This is a genomic window from Nocardioides pollutisoli (assembly GCF_040045055.1).
Lineage (GTDB): Bacteria > Actinomycetota > Actinomycetes > Propionibacteriales > Nocardioidaceae > Nocardioides > Nocardioides tweenelious.
Genome location: NZ_JBDZDU010000001.1, coordinates 2,450,552 through 2,463,669, shown reverse-complemented (window position 1 = coordinate 2,463,669; position 13,118 = coordinate 2,450,552). Strand labels below are relative to the sequence as shown.

The window sequence follows — 13,118 nt, the reverse complement described above, 5'->3', positions numbered from 1 at the left end:
GTGCTGGGGGACGGGGAACCGTCAGAGGTCTCTTCCGCCACCCGATGGTGACCTGTGGGACCGGAACGCGGGTACCGCGTACGTGTTGACGAGCCCACAGCGAAGGAATACTCCCCCCTGCGAGGCCCATCCTGTCACACGAGGTCAGCGACCACCGAATGCGACGCCCAGCTCCGCGAGCTGCGCCTGTCCCCCGTCGAGCGCGGTGAGCACCCACGTGCCCGTCGGGGTGAGCGTGAAGGTGTGCTCGAAGTGCGCCGCCCAGCTGCCGTCGGTCGTGACGACCGTCCAGTCGTCCTCGAGCAGGTCGGTGTCCTTGGTGCCGAGGGTGATCATCGGCTCGACCGCGAGGGCGAGGCCCTCCACCAGCTTGGGGCCCTTGCCCGGCCGGCCGTAGTTGGGCACGTTGGGCGACTGGTGCATCTCGGAGCCGATGCCGTGGCCGGTGTAGTCCTCGAGGATGCCGTAGCGGCCCTGGTCGCGGACGTAGCGCTCGATCGCGGCCGAGATGTCGGTGACGCGCCCGCCCAGGTGCGCGGCCGCGATCCCGCGCCACATGGACTGCTCGGTGACCCGCATCAGCTCGGTCACCTCGGGGGGTACGGCGCCGACCGCGACGGTGATCGCCGCGTCGCCGTGCCAGCCGTCGACGATGGCACCGCAGTCGATCGAGATGACGTCGCCGTCCGCGAGCACCCGGTCCCCCGGGATGCCGTGGACGACCTCGTCGTTGACCGACGCGCAGATCGAGGCCGGGAACCCCTGGTAGCCCTGGAAGGACGGGGTCGCGCCGGAGGAGCGGATGTTGTCCTCGGCGATCGCGTCGAGCTCGGCGGTCGAGATGCCGGCGCGCACGCTGCCGCGGAGCAGCTCGAGCGTCTGGCCGACCACCAGGCCGGCTCGGCGCATGGAGTCGATCTGCGCCGGCGTCTTGATCTCGATGCCGCGGTCGAGGAGTCCCACTACGACTCCGGGATGACGTCCAGGGCTTCGAAGATCCGACGGGTGACGTCGGCGACCTCACCGAGGCCGTCGATCTCGTAGACGATCCCGCGGTCCTTGTAGACCGCGATCAGCGGCTCGGTCTGCTCGAGGTAGACCTCCTGCCGGCGGCGGATGACGTCCTCGGTGTCGTCGGCGCGACCTTCGACCTGGGCGCGCTGGAGCAGCCGCGACACGATCTCGTCCTGGTCGACGGTCAGGCAGACCACGGCGTCGAGCTGGTGCCCGGTGAACCGGATCATCCCGTCGAGCTCCTCGACCTGGGACAGGGTGCGCGGGTAGCCGTCGAGCAGGAACCCGGAGACGGCGTCGGGGTCGTCGATCCGGTTGCGGACCATCAGGTTGGTGACCTCGTCGGGGACGTATTCACCGGCGTCCATGAAGCGCTTGGCCTCGAGGCCGAGCTCGGTGCCCTCGGACACGTTGGCGCGGAAGATGTCGCCGGTCGAGATCGCAGGGATCTTGAAGTGCTCGGCGATGAACTTCGCCTGCGTTCCCTTGCCCGCACCCGGGGGGCCCATGATGATCAGCCTCATTTAGCGCAAGAATCCTTCGTAGTTGCGCTGCTGGAGCTGGCTCTCGATCTGCTTCACCGTGTCCAGTGCGACGCCGACCATGATCAGGATGCTGGTGCCACCGAACGGGAAGTTCTGGTTGGCACCGATCACGGCGAAGGCGATCAGAGGCAGCAGGGCGATCAGGCCGAGGTACAGAGCACCCGGCAGCGTGATGCGGGAAAGGACGTAGGACAGGTAGTCCTCGGTCGGCTTGCCCGCCCGGATCCCGGGGATGAAGCCGCCGTACTTCTTCATGTTGTCGGCAACCTCTTGCGGGTTGAAGGTGATCGACACGTAGAAGTAGGTGAAGAAGACGATCAGGAGGAAGAACAGGAGCATGTACAGCGGGTGGTCGCCGCGCACGAGGTAGGACTGGATCCAGCTGACCCACTTGGAGTCGGCGTTCTGGTTGAACTGCACCAGCATCGCCGGCAGGTAGAGCAGCGACGAGGCGAAGATGACGGGGATGACGCCCGCCTGGTTGACCTTGAGCGGGATGTACGTCGAGCTGCCACCGAACATCTTGCGCCCGACCATCCGGCGTGCGTACTGCACGGGGATCCGGCGCTGCGCCTGTTCGACGAAGATGACGGCGGCGACGATGACGAGGCCGACGACCAGGACGATGCCGAGGACCCACGGGCCCTTGGACTGCTGGACGGCCCAGAGCGAGGCCGGGAAGCCGGACACGACCTGCGTGAAGATCATCAGCGACATGCCGTTGCCGATGCCGTGCTCGGTGATCAGCTCGCCGAGCCACATGATCACGGCGGTGCCGGCGGTCATGGTGACGACCATCGTCAAGAAGGTGGCCGTGCCGTCGTCGTGCAGGAGGTTCTCGTTGCAGCCTTGCAGCAGGTTGCCCGATCGGGCGAGTGCCACGATGCCGGTCGCCTGGAGGACCGCGAGGCCCAGCGTCAGGTAACGGGTGTACTGCGTGATCTTGGTCTGCCCGGACTGACCTTCCTTCTTCAGCGCCTCGAGCCGCGGGATCACCACGACGAGCAGCTGCAGGATGATGCTCGCGGTGATGTACGGCATGATGCCGAGCGCGAAGATCGTCAGCTTGAGCAGGGCGCCACCGGAGAACAGGTTGACCAGGTTGTAGAGCCCGGCACTGTCGCCTTCCTTGGCGATGTCGACACAGGCCTTGACGTTGGCCACGTCGACGCCCGGGGTCGGAATCTGGGATCCGAGCCGGAAGATCGCGATGATCAACAGGACGAACAACAGCTTGCGCCGCAGGTCCGGGGTCCGGAAAGCGTTCGCGAACGCGCTCAGCACGAGATCCTCTTTCTCCAAGCGTGAAGCGGCCCTCGCGACTGACTCGCGAGGACCCGGGGAAGCCTAACAGGCCGCACACAGCCCCCCGAATGCGCATCGGGCGCGGACGCTCCTGTCAGGGACAGGACCGTCCGCGCCCTCAGCGCTGATGCGTGATGGAAACCGGTCACACCAAGGTGGTGGTGCCGCCGGCGGCCTCGATCTTCTCCTTGGCGGCGTTCGAGAACGCGTTCGCCGAGACCTGGACCTTGACCGACAGGTCGCCCTGGCCGAGGACCTTCACCGGGTGACCGTCACGGACGGCTCCCTTGGCGATGAGGTCGTCGACCGTGATGGCGCCGCCATCGGGGAACAGGTCGTTGATGCGGTCGAGGTTGACGACCTGGAACTCCACCTTGAACGGGTTCTTGAAGCCCTTGAGCTTCGGGAGCCGCATGTGGATCGGCATCTGGCCACCCTCGAAGGAGACCGGAACCTGGTAGCGAGCCTTGGTGCCCTTGGTACCGCGGCCCGCGGTCTTGCCCTTGGAGCCCTCACCGCGACCCACACGGGTCTTCGCGGTCTTGGCGCCGGGGGCGGGGCGCAAGTGGTGCAGCTTGAGCGTCATGTCACTCGACCTCCTCGACCGTCACGAGGTGACGAACAGTGTTGACCATGCCACGGATCTCCGGACGGTCTTCCTTGACGACAACATCACCGATCCGCTTGAGACCGAGCGTGCGAAGGGTCTCGCGCTGGTTGGCCTTGATGCCGACCGTGCCCTTCTTCTGCTGGACCTTGAGCTGAGCCATCAGGAGGACACCTCCTGCGACACACCCGCGGGGACCTCGGCCCGAGCCTTGAGCAGCGCCGCCGGAGCGACCTGCTCGACCGGGAGACCGCGGCGAGCCGCGACCTGCTCCGGCTGCTCGAGCATCTTCAGGGCCTCGACCGTCGCGTGGACGATGTTGATCTGGTTCGACGAACCGAGCGACTTGCTCAGGATGTCGTGGATGCCGGCGCACTCGAGCACCGCACGCACCGGACCACCGGCGATCACACCGGTACCGGGCGCGGCCGGACGCAGCATGACCACGCCGGCAGCCTTCTCACCCTGGACCGGGTGCGGGATCGTGCCCTGGATGCGGGGGACGCGGAAGAAGTTCTTCTTCGCCTCCTCGACACCCTTGGCGATCGCTGCCGGAACTTCCTTGGCCTTGCCGTAGCCGACGCCAACGAGACCTTCGCCGTCACCGACGACCACGAGGGCGGTGAAGCTGAAGCGACGACCACCCTTCACGACCTTGGCGACTCGGTTGATCGCAACGACGCGCTCGATGTAGGCGGTCTTGTCAGCACCCTGGCCGCCGCGACGGTCGTCACGACCCCCCTGGCGCCCGCCACTGCGCTGTCCGCGCTGGGCTCCGCTCATGAGACTTTTCCTCTTCTCTCTCTTGCTTGTCTTGCGATCAGAACGTCAGGCCGCCCTCGCGGGCGCCATCAGCAAGGGCCGCGACGCGGCCGTGGTACTTGTTGCCCGCACGGTCGAAGACGACGCCGTCGACACCAGCAGACTTGGCACGCTCAGCAACCAGCTCGCCGACCTTCTTGGCCTTGGCGGTCTTGTCACCGGAGAAGCCGCGCAGGTCGGCCTCCATGGTCGACGCCGACGCGAGCGTCTTGCCCACGATGTCGTCGACCACCTGGACGGTGATGTGCTTCGCGGAGCGGGTCACGACCAGGCGCGGACGCTCGGCGGTGCCGTTGATCTTCTTCCGGCCGCGGACCTGACGACGCAGACGCGACTTCGTGCGCGCAGCGGTGTGCTTGTTGTTAGAAAGCGAGATCGCCATGGGTCACTTACCAGCCTTTCCGACCTTGCGGCGGACCTGCTCGCCGGCGTAACGAACACCCTTGCCCTTGTAGGGCTCGGGCTTGCGCAGCTTGCGGATGTTCGCGGCAACCTCGCCGACGAGCTGCTTGTCGATCCCCTGGACGCCGAGCTTGGTCGGCGTCTCGACGGTGAACGTGATGCCGTCGGGGGCGTTGAACGTGATCGGGTGCGAGTAGCCGAGCTGGAACTCCAGCTGGGTCGGACCCTTGGACAGGACGCGGTAACCGACGCCCACGATCTCGAGCTTCTTCTCGTAGCCGTCGGTCACACCGACGACCATGTTGTTGACCAGGGTGCGGGTCAGGCCGTGCAGAGCCTTGCTCTGGCGCTCGTCGTCGGGACGCTTGACGTCCAGGACGCCCTCGCCCTTCTCGACCGTGATCGGCTCGGCGATGCTGTGCGACAGGGTGCCCTTGGGGCCCTTGACCGTCACCAGCGCGCCGTCGATCGCGACGTCGACACCCGACGGGACCGCAACGGGGAGCTTGCCAATACGCGACATGCTTGTTTTCTCCTTCTCGGTCTCGTCGTTACCAGACGTAGGCGAGGACTTCCCCACCCACGCCCTTCTGGTTCGCCTGGCGGTCGGTCAGCAGGCCCTGGCTCGTCGAGATGATCGCGACGCCCAGACCGCCGAGCACCTTCGGGAGACCCGTGTGCTTGGCGTAGACCCGGAGGCCGGGCTTGCTGATGCGACGGACGCCCGCGATGGAACGCTCGCGGTTGCGGCCGTACTTGAGGGTGATGGTCAGCGTCTTGCCGACCTCGCCCTCGGTCGGGTCCTTCACGTCGAACGACGTGATGTAGCCCTCCTGCTTGAGGATCTCGGCGACGCCCTGCTTCAGCTTGCTGTAAGGCATGGACACCGCGTCGTGGTACGCCTGGTTGGCGTTGCGCAGACGCGTGAGCATGTCTGCGATCGGGTCAGTCATCGTCATGATGGGATTTCTTTCTCGCCGTGGTTTCGCCCTCGCTCGATGGCAGGACGACCTTCAACGTGTTTGAGGTGGGTTACCAGGAGGACTTGGTGACGCCGGGCAGCTCGCCGCGGTGCGCCATCTCCCGCAGGCAGATGCGGCACAGGCCGAACTTGCGGTAGACGGCCTTGGGCCGGCCGCAGCGCTGGCAACGCGTGTAACCGCGCACCGCGAACTTCGGCTTGCGAGCGGCCTTGACCTTGAGAGCGGTCTTCGCCATGTCAGTTCTCCTTGAACGGGAAGCCGAGCTGCTTCAACAGCGCGCGACCCTGCTCGTCGTTGGTGGCGGTCGTGACGATCGTGATGTCCATACCGCGCGAGCGGTCGATCCGGTCCTGGTCGATCTCGTGGAACATGACCTGCTCGGTGAGACCGAAGGTGTAGTTGCCACGGCCGTCGAACTGGCCCGGGTTCAGGCCACGGAAGTCGCGGATCCGGGGAAGCGCGAGCGACAGCAGCCGGTCCAGGAACTCCCACATCCGGTCGCCACGCAGCGTGGTGTGCGCGCCGATCGGCATGCCCTCACGCAGCTTGAACTGGGCGATGGACTTGCGGGCCTTGGTGACCAGGGGCTTCTGACCGGTGATCGCGGTGAGGTCCTTGACCGCACCTTCGATCAGCTTCGAGTCGCGAGCGGCCTCGCCGACACCCATGTTGACCACGATCTTGGTCAGGCCGGGCACCTGCATGACGTTCGCGATGTCGAACTCGGACTTGAGCGCGGGGAGGATCTCCTCGCGGTAGCGGGTCTTGAGACGCGGGGTGACCGCGGCCGACGCCGTCGTCTGGGTCTCGGTCATCAGATTTCCTTGCCGGTCTTGCGCGAGATGCGGACGCTGCGCTCCGCCTTGTACGTCGAGCCGTCGGGGCGACGCTTGTCGACCTCGTCGCGGCGGAAGCCGACCCGGGTCACGCCCTTGCCCTCGACGAGCATCACGTTCGAGACGTGGATCGGCGCCTCGGCGGTGATGATGCCGCCGGTGGTGCCGGCGCGACCGCCCTGGTTGACGACCTTGGTGTGCCGCTTGACGCGGTTGACGCCCTCGACGATGACCCGGTCCTCCTCGCGGAGCACCTGGATCACCTTGCCCTCGGCGCCCTTGTCCTTGCCAGCGATCACCTTGACGGTGTCGCCCTTCTTGATGTTCAGGCTCTTACCCATGAGTCAGAGCACCTCCGGCGCGAGCGAGATGATCTTCATGAACTTCTTCTCGCGCAGCTCGCGGCCCACCGGGCCGAAAATGCGGGTGCCTCGCGGCTCGCCGTCAGCCTTGAGGATGACAGCGGCGTTCTCGTCGAAGCGGATGTACGAACCGTCGGCACGGCGGCGCTCCTTGACGGTGCGCACGATGACGGCCTTGACGACGTCACCCTTCTTCACGTTGCCGCCGGGGATCGCGTCCTTGACCGTGGCGACGATGACGTCGCCGATACCGGCGTAGCGACGACCCGAGCCACCGAGAACACGGATGCAAAGGATCTCCTTCGCACCGGTGTTGTCGGCGACCTTGAGTCGCGACTCCTGCTGAATCATTGATTTCTCCTATGTCGTGCCGGTTCTCAACGCCGTGCAGGCGGTGAGCCTGGCCGAACTCTCTGCGGAATTTCGGGCTCGCCCGGGGAATTACTTGGCGCGCTCGAGGATCTCGACGACGCGCCAACGCTTGGTGGCGGACAGCGGGCGGGTCTCCATGAGGAGCACGCGGTCGCCGATGCCGCACTCGTTGTTCTCGTCGTGCGCCTTGTACTTCGTGGTCCGGCGAAGGACCTTGCCGTACATGGCGTGCTTGACGCGGTCCTCGACGGACACGACGACGGTCTTGTCCATCTTGTCGGAGACGACCAGACCCTCACGGGTCTTGCGGGCGTTCCGCTCAGCGGTCTGCTCGCTCATGCGTCACCATCCTCGTTGCTGTCCTGACCCGGGGTGGTCCGGATGCCGAGCTCGCGCTCACGCACCACGGTGTAGATCCGGGCGATGTCCTTCTTGACCGTGCGAAGCCGGCCGTGGCTCTCCAGCTGGCCGGTGGCCGCCTGGAAGCGGAGGTTGAAGAGCTCCTCCTTTGCCTCGCGGAGCTTGGCCTCGAGGTCGACGGCGTTCAGCTCGTCGAGCTCGTGAGCAGTCGTAACCATCAGAATTCACCAGCTTCGCGGGAAATGAACCGGCACTTCATCGGGAGCTTGTGCATCGCGCGGCGCATGGCCTCGCGAGCAACGTCCTCGTCCACACCGGAGAGTTCGAACATGACACGGCCCGGCTTGACGTTGGCGATCCACCACTCCGGCGAACCCTTACCGGAACCCATGCGGGTCTCAGCAGGCTTCTTGGTGAGCGGGCGGTCCGGGTAGATGTTGATCCAGACCTTGCCGCCACGCTTGATGTGGCGGGTCATCGCGATACGGGCCGACTCGATCTGGCGGTTGGTCACGTAGTGACCCTCGATCGCCTGGATGCCGAAGTCACCGAAAGCGAGACGAGTGCCGCCCTTGGCCGCACCGGTCCGCTTGGGGTGGTGCTGCTTGCGGTGCTTGACACGACGGGGCATCAACATGGCTCAGGCCTCCTTCGGAGCTTCAGCGGCGGGAGCCGCAGCCTCGGCCGGAGCGTCAGCGGCGGGGGCAGCGTCGCTGCGAGCCGGACGGTCGCCGCGCGAGCCACGGGTCGGACGGTCGGCGCCACGGGCACCGCCACGGGCGCCATCACGCGCACCGCCACGGCCGGGGACACCGGCGCGGGCAGCAGCCTGCGCCTGGCGCTCGGCACGGGTGCCGGCGACCTCGCCCTTGTAGATCCAGACCTTCACGCCGATGCGGCCGAAGGTCGTCTTGGCCTCGTAGAAGCCGTAGTCGATGTCGGCACGCAGGGTGTGCAGCGGAACGCGACCCTCGCGGTAGAACTCGGTGCGCGACATCTCGGCGCCGTTGAGTCGACCGGAGCACTGGATCCGGATGCCCTTGGCACCCGAACGCATCGTGGTCTGCATCGCCTTGCGCATGGCGCGACGGAACTGCACGCGACCGGTGAGCTGCTCGGCGACACCCTGGGCGACCAGCTGAGCGTCGACCTCGGGGTTCTTGACCTCGAGGATGTTCAGCTGGACCTGCTTGCCGGTGAGCTTCTCGAGCTCGCCGCGGATGCGGTCGGCCTCGGCGCCGCGGCGACCGATGACGATGCCCGGGCGCGCGGTGTGGATGTCCACACGGACGCGGTCACGGGTGCGCTCGATCTCCACCTTGGAGATGCCGGCCCGCTCCATGCCCTTGGAGAGCAGCTTGCGGATGGCGACGTCCTCGCCCACGTAGGCCTTGTACAGCTTGTCGGCGTACCAACGGCTCTTGTGGTCGGTCGAGATGCCGAGGCGGAAGCCGTTCGGGTTGATCTTCTGGCCCATCAGGCACTCTTCCTCTTCTTGGGGGTCGCCTTCGCAGCAGCCACGACCTCGGCCGGCTGGACGACCAGCGTGATGTGGCTGGTGCGCTTGTTGATCCGGGTCGCACGACCCTGCGCACGCGGACGCCACCGCTTCATCGTGGGGCCCTCGTCGACCTGCGCCACCGACACGACCAGGTCGTGGGTGTCGAGGCCTTCGGTGGTCTCGGCGTTGGCAACGGCGCTCTCGAGCACCTTGTAGACGGTCTCCGAGGCGGCCTGCGGCGCGAACTGCAGCAGCGACAGAGCCTCGTCGACGGGCATGCCGCGGACCATGTCGACGACACGGCGGGCCTTCATCGGAGTGATCCGCGTGTAGCGGGCGCTCGCGAAGGCTCCGGGCTGGTCGCCGAGCAGCGACTCGCGGCGGGCGCTGGTGCGCCTGCGCTCAGTGGTGCTCATCGGCGTCGTCCCTTCCGGTCTTCCTTGACGTGCCCGCGGTAGGTGCGGGTGGGAGCGAACTCCCCGAGCTTGTGGCCGACCATCGCGTCGGTCACGAAGACCGGCACGTGCTTGCGACCATCGTGGACAGCGATCGTGTGACCGATCATGTCCGGGATGATCATCGATCGGCGCGACCACGTCTTGATGACGTTGTGTGAGCCCTTGGCGTTCTCGGCGTCCACCTTCTTCTGAAGGTGGTCGTCGATGAAGGGGCCCTTCTTCAGGCTGCGAGGCATCTCAGTTACTTCCTACCCTTGCCGGACTTGCGGCGACGGATGATCTGGGAGTCGGAGGCCTTGCGCTTGCGCGTACGGCCCTCGGGCTTGCCCCACGGGGAGACCGGGTGACGGCCACCGGAGGTCTTGCCCTCGCCACCACCGTGCGGGTGGTCGACCGGGTTCATGACGACACCGCGGACGGTCGGGCGCTTGCCCTTCCACCGCATACGGCCGGCCTTGCCCCAGTTGATGTTCGACTGCTCGGCGTTGCCGACCTCGCCGATGGTCGCGCGGCAGCGCACGTCGACGAACCGCATCTCGCCCGAGGGCAGACGCAGCGTGGCGCGCGAACCCTCGCGGGCGACCAGCTGGGCGCTGTTGCCAGCGGAGCGGGCCATCTTGGCACCGCCGCCGGGACGCAGCTCCACGCAGTGGATCGTCGTACCGACGGGGATGTTGCGCAGCGGCAGGTTGTTGCCGGGCTTGATGTCGGCGTTGGGGCCGGACTCGATGCGCGTGCCCTGCGTCAGGTCCTTCGGCGCCACGATGTAGCGCTTCTCGCCGTCGGCGTAGTGCAGCAGCGCGATGCGCGCGGTGCGGTTGGGGTCGTACTCGATGTGAGCGACCTTGGCCGGAACGCCGTCCTTGTCGTAGCGACGGAAGTCGATGACGCGGTAGGCGCGCTTGTGACCGCCACCCTGGTGCCGGGTGGTGATCCGGCCCTGGTTGTTGCGGCCGCCCTTCTTGGGCAGCGGACGCGTCAGCGACTTCTCCGGGGTGGTCCGGGTAATCTCGACGAAGTCGGCCACGGACGAGCCGCGACGGCCCGGGGTGGTCGGCTTGTACTTACGGATAGCCATGTGTCTTCAGTCCTCGTATCCAGTGCCCGGTCAGGAGACCGGACCCCCGAAGATGTCGATGCGGTCGCCCTCGGCCAGGCTGACGATGGCGCGCTTGGTGTCCTTGCGCTTGCCAAGGCCGTTCTTGGTCCGGCGGGTCTTGCCCGGGCGGTTGATCGTGTTGACCGACGTCACCTTGACGTTGAACACCTTCTCGACCGCGATCTTGATCTCGGTCTTGTTGGCGTCCGGGCGCACCAGGAAGGTGTACTTGTTCGCGTCGAGGAGGCCGTAGCTCTTCTCGGACACGACCGGCGCGAGCAGGATGTCGCGGTGGTCCTTGTGCAGGGTGCTCACTTGGAAGCCTCCTCGGTCGTCTTGTCGGTGCCGTTCACCAGGACGTCGTACGCGCCCTGCGTGAAGACGACGTCGTCGGACGCCAGCACGTCGTAGGTGTTGAGCTGGTCGACGGCCACGATGTGCACCTGCGGCGCGTTGCGCAGCGAGAGCCAGGTGACGGAGTCGGTCCGCTCGAGGACCACGAGGAAGTTGCTGCGCTCCGAGAGCGACGCCAGGGCGGTGATGGCTGCCTTGGTCGACGGCTTGTCGGCGCTGATCAGCGACTCGACCACGTGGATGCGGTCGTTGCGGGCCCGGTCGGAGAGGGCACCGCGCAGGGCGGCGGCCTTCATCTTCTTGGGGGTCCGCTGGTCGTAGTCACGCGGCTTGGGGCCGTGGACGACGCCACCGCCGGCGAACTGCGGCGCACGGGTCGAGCCCTGGCGGGCGCGGCCGGTGCCCTTCTGCTTGTAGGGCTTGCGTCCACCACCGCGGACCTCGCCGCGACGCTTGGTGGAGTGCGTGCCCTGACGAGCGGCAGCCTGCTGCGCCACGACGACCTGGTGGATCAGCGGGACGTTGACCTCGACGTCGAAGATCTCGGCGGGGAGGTCGACCTTGGTCGCCTTCACCGCAGCGGTCTTCTTGGCGGCAGCCTTCTTGGCCGGAGCCTTCGTCGCCGTCTTCTTCGCGGCAGCCTTCTTGGCCGGAGCCTTCTCAGCAGCCTCGACGGACTCGGTGGTCTCAGCGTTCTCGGTGTTCTCAGTCATGCTCAGACCTCCTGCGTCTTCTTGGCGGCCGAGCGAAGCACCACGAGACCACCCTTGGGGCCGGGAACGGCGCCCTTGAGCAGAACGAGGCCCTTCTCGGTGTCCACGGCGTGCACCTCGATGTTCTGGGTGGTGACGGTGTCACTACCCATCCGACCGGCCATGCGGGTGCCCTTGAACACGCGACCGGGGGTGGCGCATGCGCCGATCGATCCCGGCTTGCGGTGGTTGCGGTGGGCACCGTGCGAGGCGGAGACACCGTGGAAGCCGTGCAGCTTCATGACACCGGCGAAACCCTTGCCCTTGCTGGTGCCGGTCACGTCGATCTCCTCGCCAGCGGCGAAGGTGTCGACGGCCAGCTCCTGGCCCACGGTGTAGTCACCGGCCAGCGCGGTGCGGATCTCGACCAGGTGGCGACGCGGGGTCGAACCAGCCTTCTCGAAGTGACCGGCCTTCGGCTTGGTCACCTTGCGGCCGTCGATCTCGCCGTACCCGACCTGGATGGCGTTGTAGCCATCGGTCTCGGGCGTGCGGACCTGCGTCACCACGTTGGCGTTGACAGCGACGACCGTCACCGGGACAACCCGGTTGTTCTCGTCCCAGACCTGGGTCATGCCGAGCTTGGTGCCCAGCAGCCCCTTCACATTGCGTTCGAAAGTCATGTCCTCGACCTCAGAGCTTGATCTCGATGTCGACGCCGGCAGGCAGGTCGAGACGCATCAGCGAGTCGACGGTCTTCGGCGTGGGGTCGATGATGTCGATGAGGCGCTTGTGCGTGCGCATCTCGAAGTGCTCGCGGGAGTCCTTGTACTTGTGCGGCGAGCGGATGACGCAGTACACGTTCTTCTCGGTCGGCAGCGGCACCGGGCCGGCGACCTTCGCACCCGTACGGGTAACCGTGTCCACGATCTTGCGCGCCGAGGTGTCGATCACCTCGTGGTCATAGGCCTTGAGCCTGATGCGGATCTTCTGTCCCGCCATCTGTCTCTCTCTACCTTCTCGATCAGTACCGCGTGCGTGTTCCGAGACGTCCTCCGGCTTGAGTCGGTCCCGCCTGTGCTTCCCACCCCCAGCGCCGACCCCCGCGGTCGGGCGTGTCGCACCCCCTGGTTCGAAAACCTGGGGCACAACACGAGACCGGGGATCTCGCTGGTGTTGTTGGGTGACGCCCGACGGTTCGTCGAGCAGAATCGGGTCTCCAGGTTCGGTGCGGCCACACGCCAGACCACTGAAACAACGGGAAACGCGATTCAGTAGTCAAGATGTGGTGCACCCCGGCAACCCGCCGAAGCAACCGAACTATCTTGACAGAGATCTGGCAGCACGCCAAATCCGTCGACCATCGGCCTTCGCAGAGCCCTCCCAGACCGGTCGAGGCTCGGCTA

Annotated in this window: 24 protein-coding genes; all 24 read right to left on the bottom strand. The window is 66.5% G+C overall.

The features are described 5' to 3' along the window. Positions 1-144: 144 nt before the first annotated feature. A complete protein-coding gene (gene map / locus ABLE68_RS12030; RefSeq protein ID WP_348871588.1) occupies positions 145-963 on the bottom strand; it encodes a type I methionyl aminopeptidase in 819 nt (272 codons plus the stop codon). After that, on the bottom strand, positions 963-1,538 hold the full coding sequence (locus ABLE68_RS12025; protein WP_348871586.1) for an adenylate kinase: 576 nt from the start codon (positions 1,536-1,538) through the stop codon (positions 963-965). The genes map and ABLE68_RS12025 overlap by 1 nt, the downstream gene beginning before the upstream one ends. Beyond that, positions 1,539-2,843: a preprotein translocase subunit SecY gene (gene secY, locus ABLE68_RS12020; RefSeq protein ID WP_348871584.1), complete on the bottom strand. Its 1,305-nt coding sequence runs from the start codon at positions 2,841-2,843 to the stop codon at positions 1,539-1,541. Positions 2,844-3,009: 166 nt separating this feature from the next. Further along, positions 3,010-3,450, bottom strand: coding sequence for a 50S ribosomal protein L15 (gene rplO, locus ABLE68_RS12015; protein WP_348871583.1), 441 nt, complete (start codon positions 3,448-3,450; stop codon positions 3,010-3,012). 1 nt (position 3,451) lies between these two features. Then, positions 3,452-3,634: a 50S ribosomal protein L30 gene (gene rpmD, locus ABLE68_RS12010; protein ID WP_085873116.1), complete on the bottom strand. Its 183-nt coding sequence runs from the start codon at positions 3,632-3,634 to the stop codon at positions 3,452-3,454. After that, the gene (gene rpsE, locus ABLE68_RS12005) at positions 3,634-4,254 is read right to left on the bottom strand and encodes a 30S ribosomal protein S5 (RefSeq protein WP_348871580.1); all 621 of its coding nucleotides are present in this window, start codon (positions 4,252-4,254) and stop codon (positions 3,634-3,636) included. Before rpsE ends, rpmD begins: the two co-directional genes overlap by 1 nt. A gap of 37 nt (positions 4,255-4,291) precedes the next feature. After that, positions 4,292-4,675, bottom strand: a complete 384-nt coding sequence (rplR, locus tag ABLE68_RS12000; RefSeq protein ID WP_348871579.1) for a 50S ribosomal protein L18 — start codon at positions 4,673-4,675, stop codon at positions 4,292-4,294. A gap of 3 nt (positions 4,676-4,678) precedes the next feature. Further along, positions 4,679-5,218: a 50S ribosomal protein L6 gene (rplF, locus tag ABLE68_RS11995; protein ID WP_348871577.1), complete on the bottom strand. Its 540-nt coding sequence runs from the start codon at positions 5,216-5,218 to the stop codon at positions 4,679-4,681. 28 nt (positions 5,219-5,246) lie between these two features. Then, positions 5,247-5,654, bottom strand: a complete 408-nt coding sequence (gene rpsH, locus ABLE68_RS11990; RefSeq protein ID WP_348871576.1) for a 30S ribosomal protein S8 — start codon at positions 5,652-5,654, stop codon at positions 5,247-5,249. 73 nt (positions 5,655-5,727) lie between these two features. Continuing rightward, positions 5,728-5,913, bottom strand: a complete 186-nt coding sequence (locus ABLE68_RS11985) for a type Z 30S ribosomal protein S14 (protein WP_011757321.1) — start codon at positions 5,911-5,913, stop codon at positions 5,728-5,730. 1 nt (position 5,914) lies between these two features. Then, on the bottom strand, positions 5,915-6,493 hold the full coding sequence (rplE, locus tag ABLE68_RS11980; RefSeq protein WP_348871575.1) for a 50S ribosomal protein L5: 579 nt from the start codon (positions 6,491-6,493) through the stop codon (positions 5,915-5,917). Next, the gene (gene rplX / locus ABLE68_RS11975) at positions 6,493-6,855 is read right to left on the bottom strand and encodes a 50S ribosomal protein L24 (RefSeq protein WP_348871573.1); all 363 of its coding nucleotides are present in this window, start codon (positions 6,853-6,855) and stop codon (positions 6,493-6,495) included. The genes rplE and rplX overlap by 1 nt, the downstream gene beginning before the upstream one ends. Positions 6,856-6,858: 3 nt before the next feature. Further along, a complete protein-coding gene (gene rplN, locus ABLE68_RS11970; RefSeq protein WP_091109706.1) occupies positions 6,859-7,227 on the bottom strand; it encodes a 50S ribosomal protein L14 in 369 nt (122 codons plus the stop codon). Between the two features lie 90 nt (positions 7,228-7,317). Beyond that, entirely contained in the window at positions 7,318-7,587 is a 270-nt protein-coding gene (rpsQ, locus tag ABLE68_RS11965; RefSeq protein ID WP_348871572.1) for a 30S ribosomal protein S17, read from the bottom strand. Next, complete coding sequence (gene rpmC / locus ABLE68_RS11960) at positions 7,584-7,826, bottom strand: 50S ribosomal protein L29 (protein WP_348871571.1); 243 nt, start codon at positions 7,824-7,826, stop codon at positions 7,584-7,586. The genes rpsQ and rpmC overlap by 4 nt, the downstream gene beginning before the upstream one ends. After that, entirely contained in the window at positions 7,826-8,245 is a 420-nt protein-coding gene (rplP, locus tag ABLE68_RS11955; RefSeq protein WP_243058882.1) for a 50S ribosomal protein L16, read from the bottom strand. The genes rpmC and rplP overlap by 1 nt, the downstream gene beginning before the upstream one ends. 3 nt (positions 8,246-8,248) lie before the next feature. Then, complete coding sequence (rpsC, locus tag ABLE68_RS11950; protein WP_348871570.1) at positions 8,249-9,085, bottom strand: 30S ribosomal protein S3; 837 nt, start codon at positions 9,083-9,085, stop codon at positions 8,249-8,251. Then, positions 9,085-9,525 carry a 50S ribosomal protein L22 gene (rplV, locus tag ABLE68_RS11945; protein ID WP_348871569.1) on the bottom strand — a complete coding sequence of 147 codons (441 nt, stop codon included), beginning with the start codon at positions 9,523-9,525 and terminating at the stop codon, positions 9,085-9,087. Before rplV ends, rpsC begins: the two co-directional genes overlap by 1 nt. Next, entirely contained in the window at positions 9,522-9,803 is a 282-nt protein-coding gene (gene rpsS / locus ABLE68_RS11940) for a 30S ribosomal protein S19 (protein ID WP_056151906.1), read from the bottom strand. Before rpsS ends, rplV begins: the two co-directional genes overlap by 4 nt. Positions 9,804-9,808: 5 nt before the next feature. Then, positions 9,809-10,645, bottom strand: coding sequence for a 50S ribosomal protein L2 (gene rplB, locus ABLE68_RS11935; protein ID WP_348871567.1), 837 nt, complete (start codon positions 10,643-10,645; stop codon positions 9,809-9,811). A 30-nt stretch (positions 10,646-10,675) separates the two neighbouring features. Further along, positions 10,676-10,981: a 50S ribosomal protein L23 gene (gene rplW / locus ABLE68_RS11930; protein WP_348871566.1), complete on the bottom strand. Its 306-nt coding sequence runs from the start codon at positions 10,979-10,981 to the stop codon at positions 10,676-10,678. Further along, on the bottom strand, positions 10,978-11,733 hold the full coding sequence (gene rplD, locus ABLE68_RS11925) for a 50S ribosomal protein L4 (RefSeq protein ID WP_348871565.1): 756 nt from the start codon (positions 11,731-11,733) through the stop codon (positions 10,978-10,980). Before rplD ends, rplW begins: the two co-directional genes overlap by 4 nt. Before the next feature lie 2 nt (positions 11,734-11,735). Next, entirely contained in the window at positions 11,736-12,395 is a 660-nt protein-coding gene (gene rplC, locus ABLE68_RS11920; protein ID WP_348871563.1) for a 50S ribosomal protein L3, read from the bottom strand. A gap of 10 nt (positions 12,396-12,405) precedes the next feature. Continuing rightward, positions 12,406-12,714: a 30S ribosomal protein S10 gene (gene rpsJ / locus ABLE68_RS11915; RefSeq protein ID WP_008360994.1), complete on the bottom strand. Its 309-nt coding sequence runs from the start codon at positions 12,712-12,714 to the stop codon at positions 12,406-12,408. Positions 12,715-13,118: the final 404 nt, after the last annotated feature.

Coding starts and splice junctions, on each gene's coding strand:
- rplR (WP_348871579.1), bottom strand. CDS start 4,675: ATGGCGATCTCGCTTTCTAACAACAAGCACACCGCTGCGCGCACGAAG.
- ABLE68_RS12025 (WP_348871586.1), bottom strand. CDS start 1,538: ATGAGGCTGATCATCATGGGCCCCCCGGGTGCGGGCAAGGGAACGCAG.
- rplX (WP_348871573.1), bottom strand. CDS start 6,855: ATGGGTAAGAGCCTGAACATCAAGAAGGGCGACACCGTCAAGGTGATC.
- rplD (WP_348871565.1), bottom strand. CDS start 11,733: ATGACTGAGAACACCGAGAACGCTGAGACCACCGAGTCCGTCGAGGCT.
- rpmD (WP_085873116.1), bottom strand. CDS start 3,634: ATGGCTCAGCTCAAGGTCCAGCAGAAGAAGGGCACGGTCGGCATCAAG.
- rplC (WP_348871563.1), bottom strand. CDS start 12,395: ATGACTTTCGAACGCAATGTGAAGGGGCTGCTGGGCACCAAGCTCGGC.
- rpsJ (WP_008360994.1), bottom strand. CDS start 12,714: ATGGCGGGACAGAAGATCCGCATCAGGCTCAAGGCCTATGACCACGAG.
- rplB (WP_348871567.1), bottom strand. CDS start 10,645: ATGGCTATCCGTAAGTACAAGCCGACCACCCCGGGCCGTCGCGGCTCG.
- ABLE68_RS11985 (WP_011757321.1), bottom strand. CDS start 5,913: ATGGCGAAGACCGCTCTCAAGGTCAAGGCCGCTCGCAAGCCGAAGTTC.
- rplP (WP_243058882.1), bottom strand. CDS start 8,245: ATGTTGATGCCCCGTCGTGTCAAGCACCGCAAGCAGCACCACCCCAAG.
- rplF (WP_348871577.1), bottom strand. CDS start 5,218: ATGTCGCGTATTGGCAAGCTCCCCGTTGCGGTCCCGTCGGGTGTCGAC.
- rplV (WP_348871569.1), bottom strand. CDS start 9,525: ATGAGCACCACTGAGCGCAGGCGCACCAGCGCCCGCCGCGAGTCGCTG.
- rpmC (WP_348871571.1), bottom strand. CDS start 7,826: ATGGTTACGACTGCTCACGAGCTCGACGAGCTGAACGCCGTCGACCTC.
- rplN (WP_091109706.1), bottom strand. CDS start 7,227: ATGATTCAGCAGGAGTCGCGACTCAAGGTCGCCGACAACACCGGTGCG.
- rplE (WP_348871575.1), bottom strand. CDS start 6,493: ATGACCGAGACCCAGACGACGGCGTCGGCCGCGGTCACCCCGCGTCTC.
- rplO (WP_348871583.1), bottom strand. CDS start 3,450: ATGACGCTCAAGCTGCACCACTTGCGCCCCGCCCCCGGCGCCAAGACC.
- rpsH (WP_348871576.1), bottom strand. CDS start 5,654: ATGACGATGACTGACCCGATCGCAGACATGCTCACGCGTCTGCGCAAC.
- rpsS (WP_056151906.1), bottom strand. CDS start 9,803: ATGCCTCGCAGCCTGAAGAAGGGCCCCTTCATCGACGACCACCTTCAG.
- rpsQ (WP_348871572.1), bottom strand. CDS start 7,587: ATGAGCGAGCAGACCGCTGAGCGGAACGCCCGCAAGACCCGTGAGGGT.
- rpsC (WP_348871570.1), bottom strand. CDS start 9,085: ATGGGCCAGAAGATCAACCCGAACGGCTTCCGCCTCGGCATCTCGACC.
- rpsE (WP_348871580.1), bottom strand. CDS start 4,254: ATGAGCGGAGCCCAGCGCGGACAGCGCAGTGGCGGGCGCCAGGGGGGT.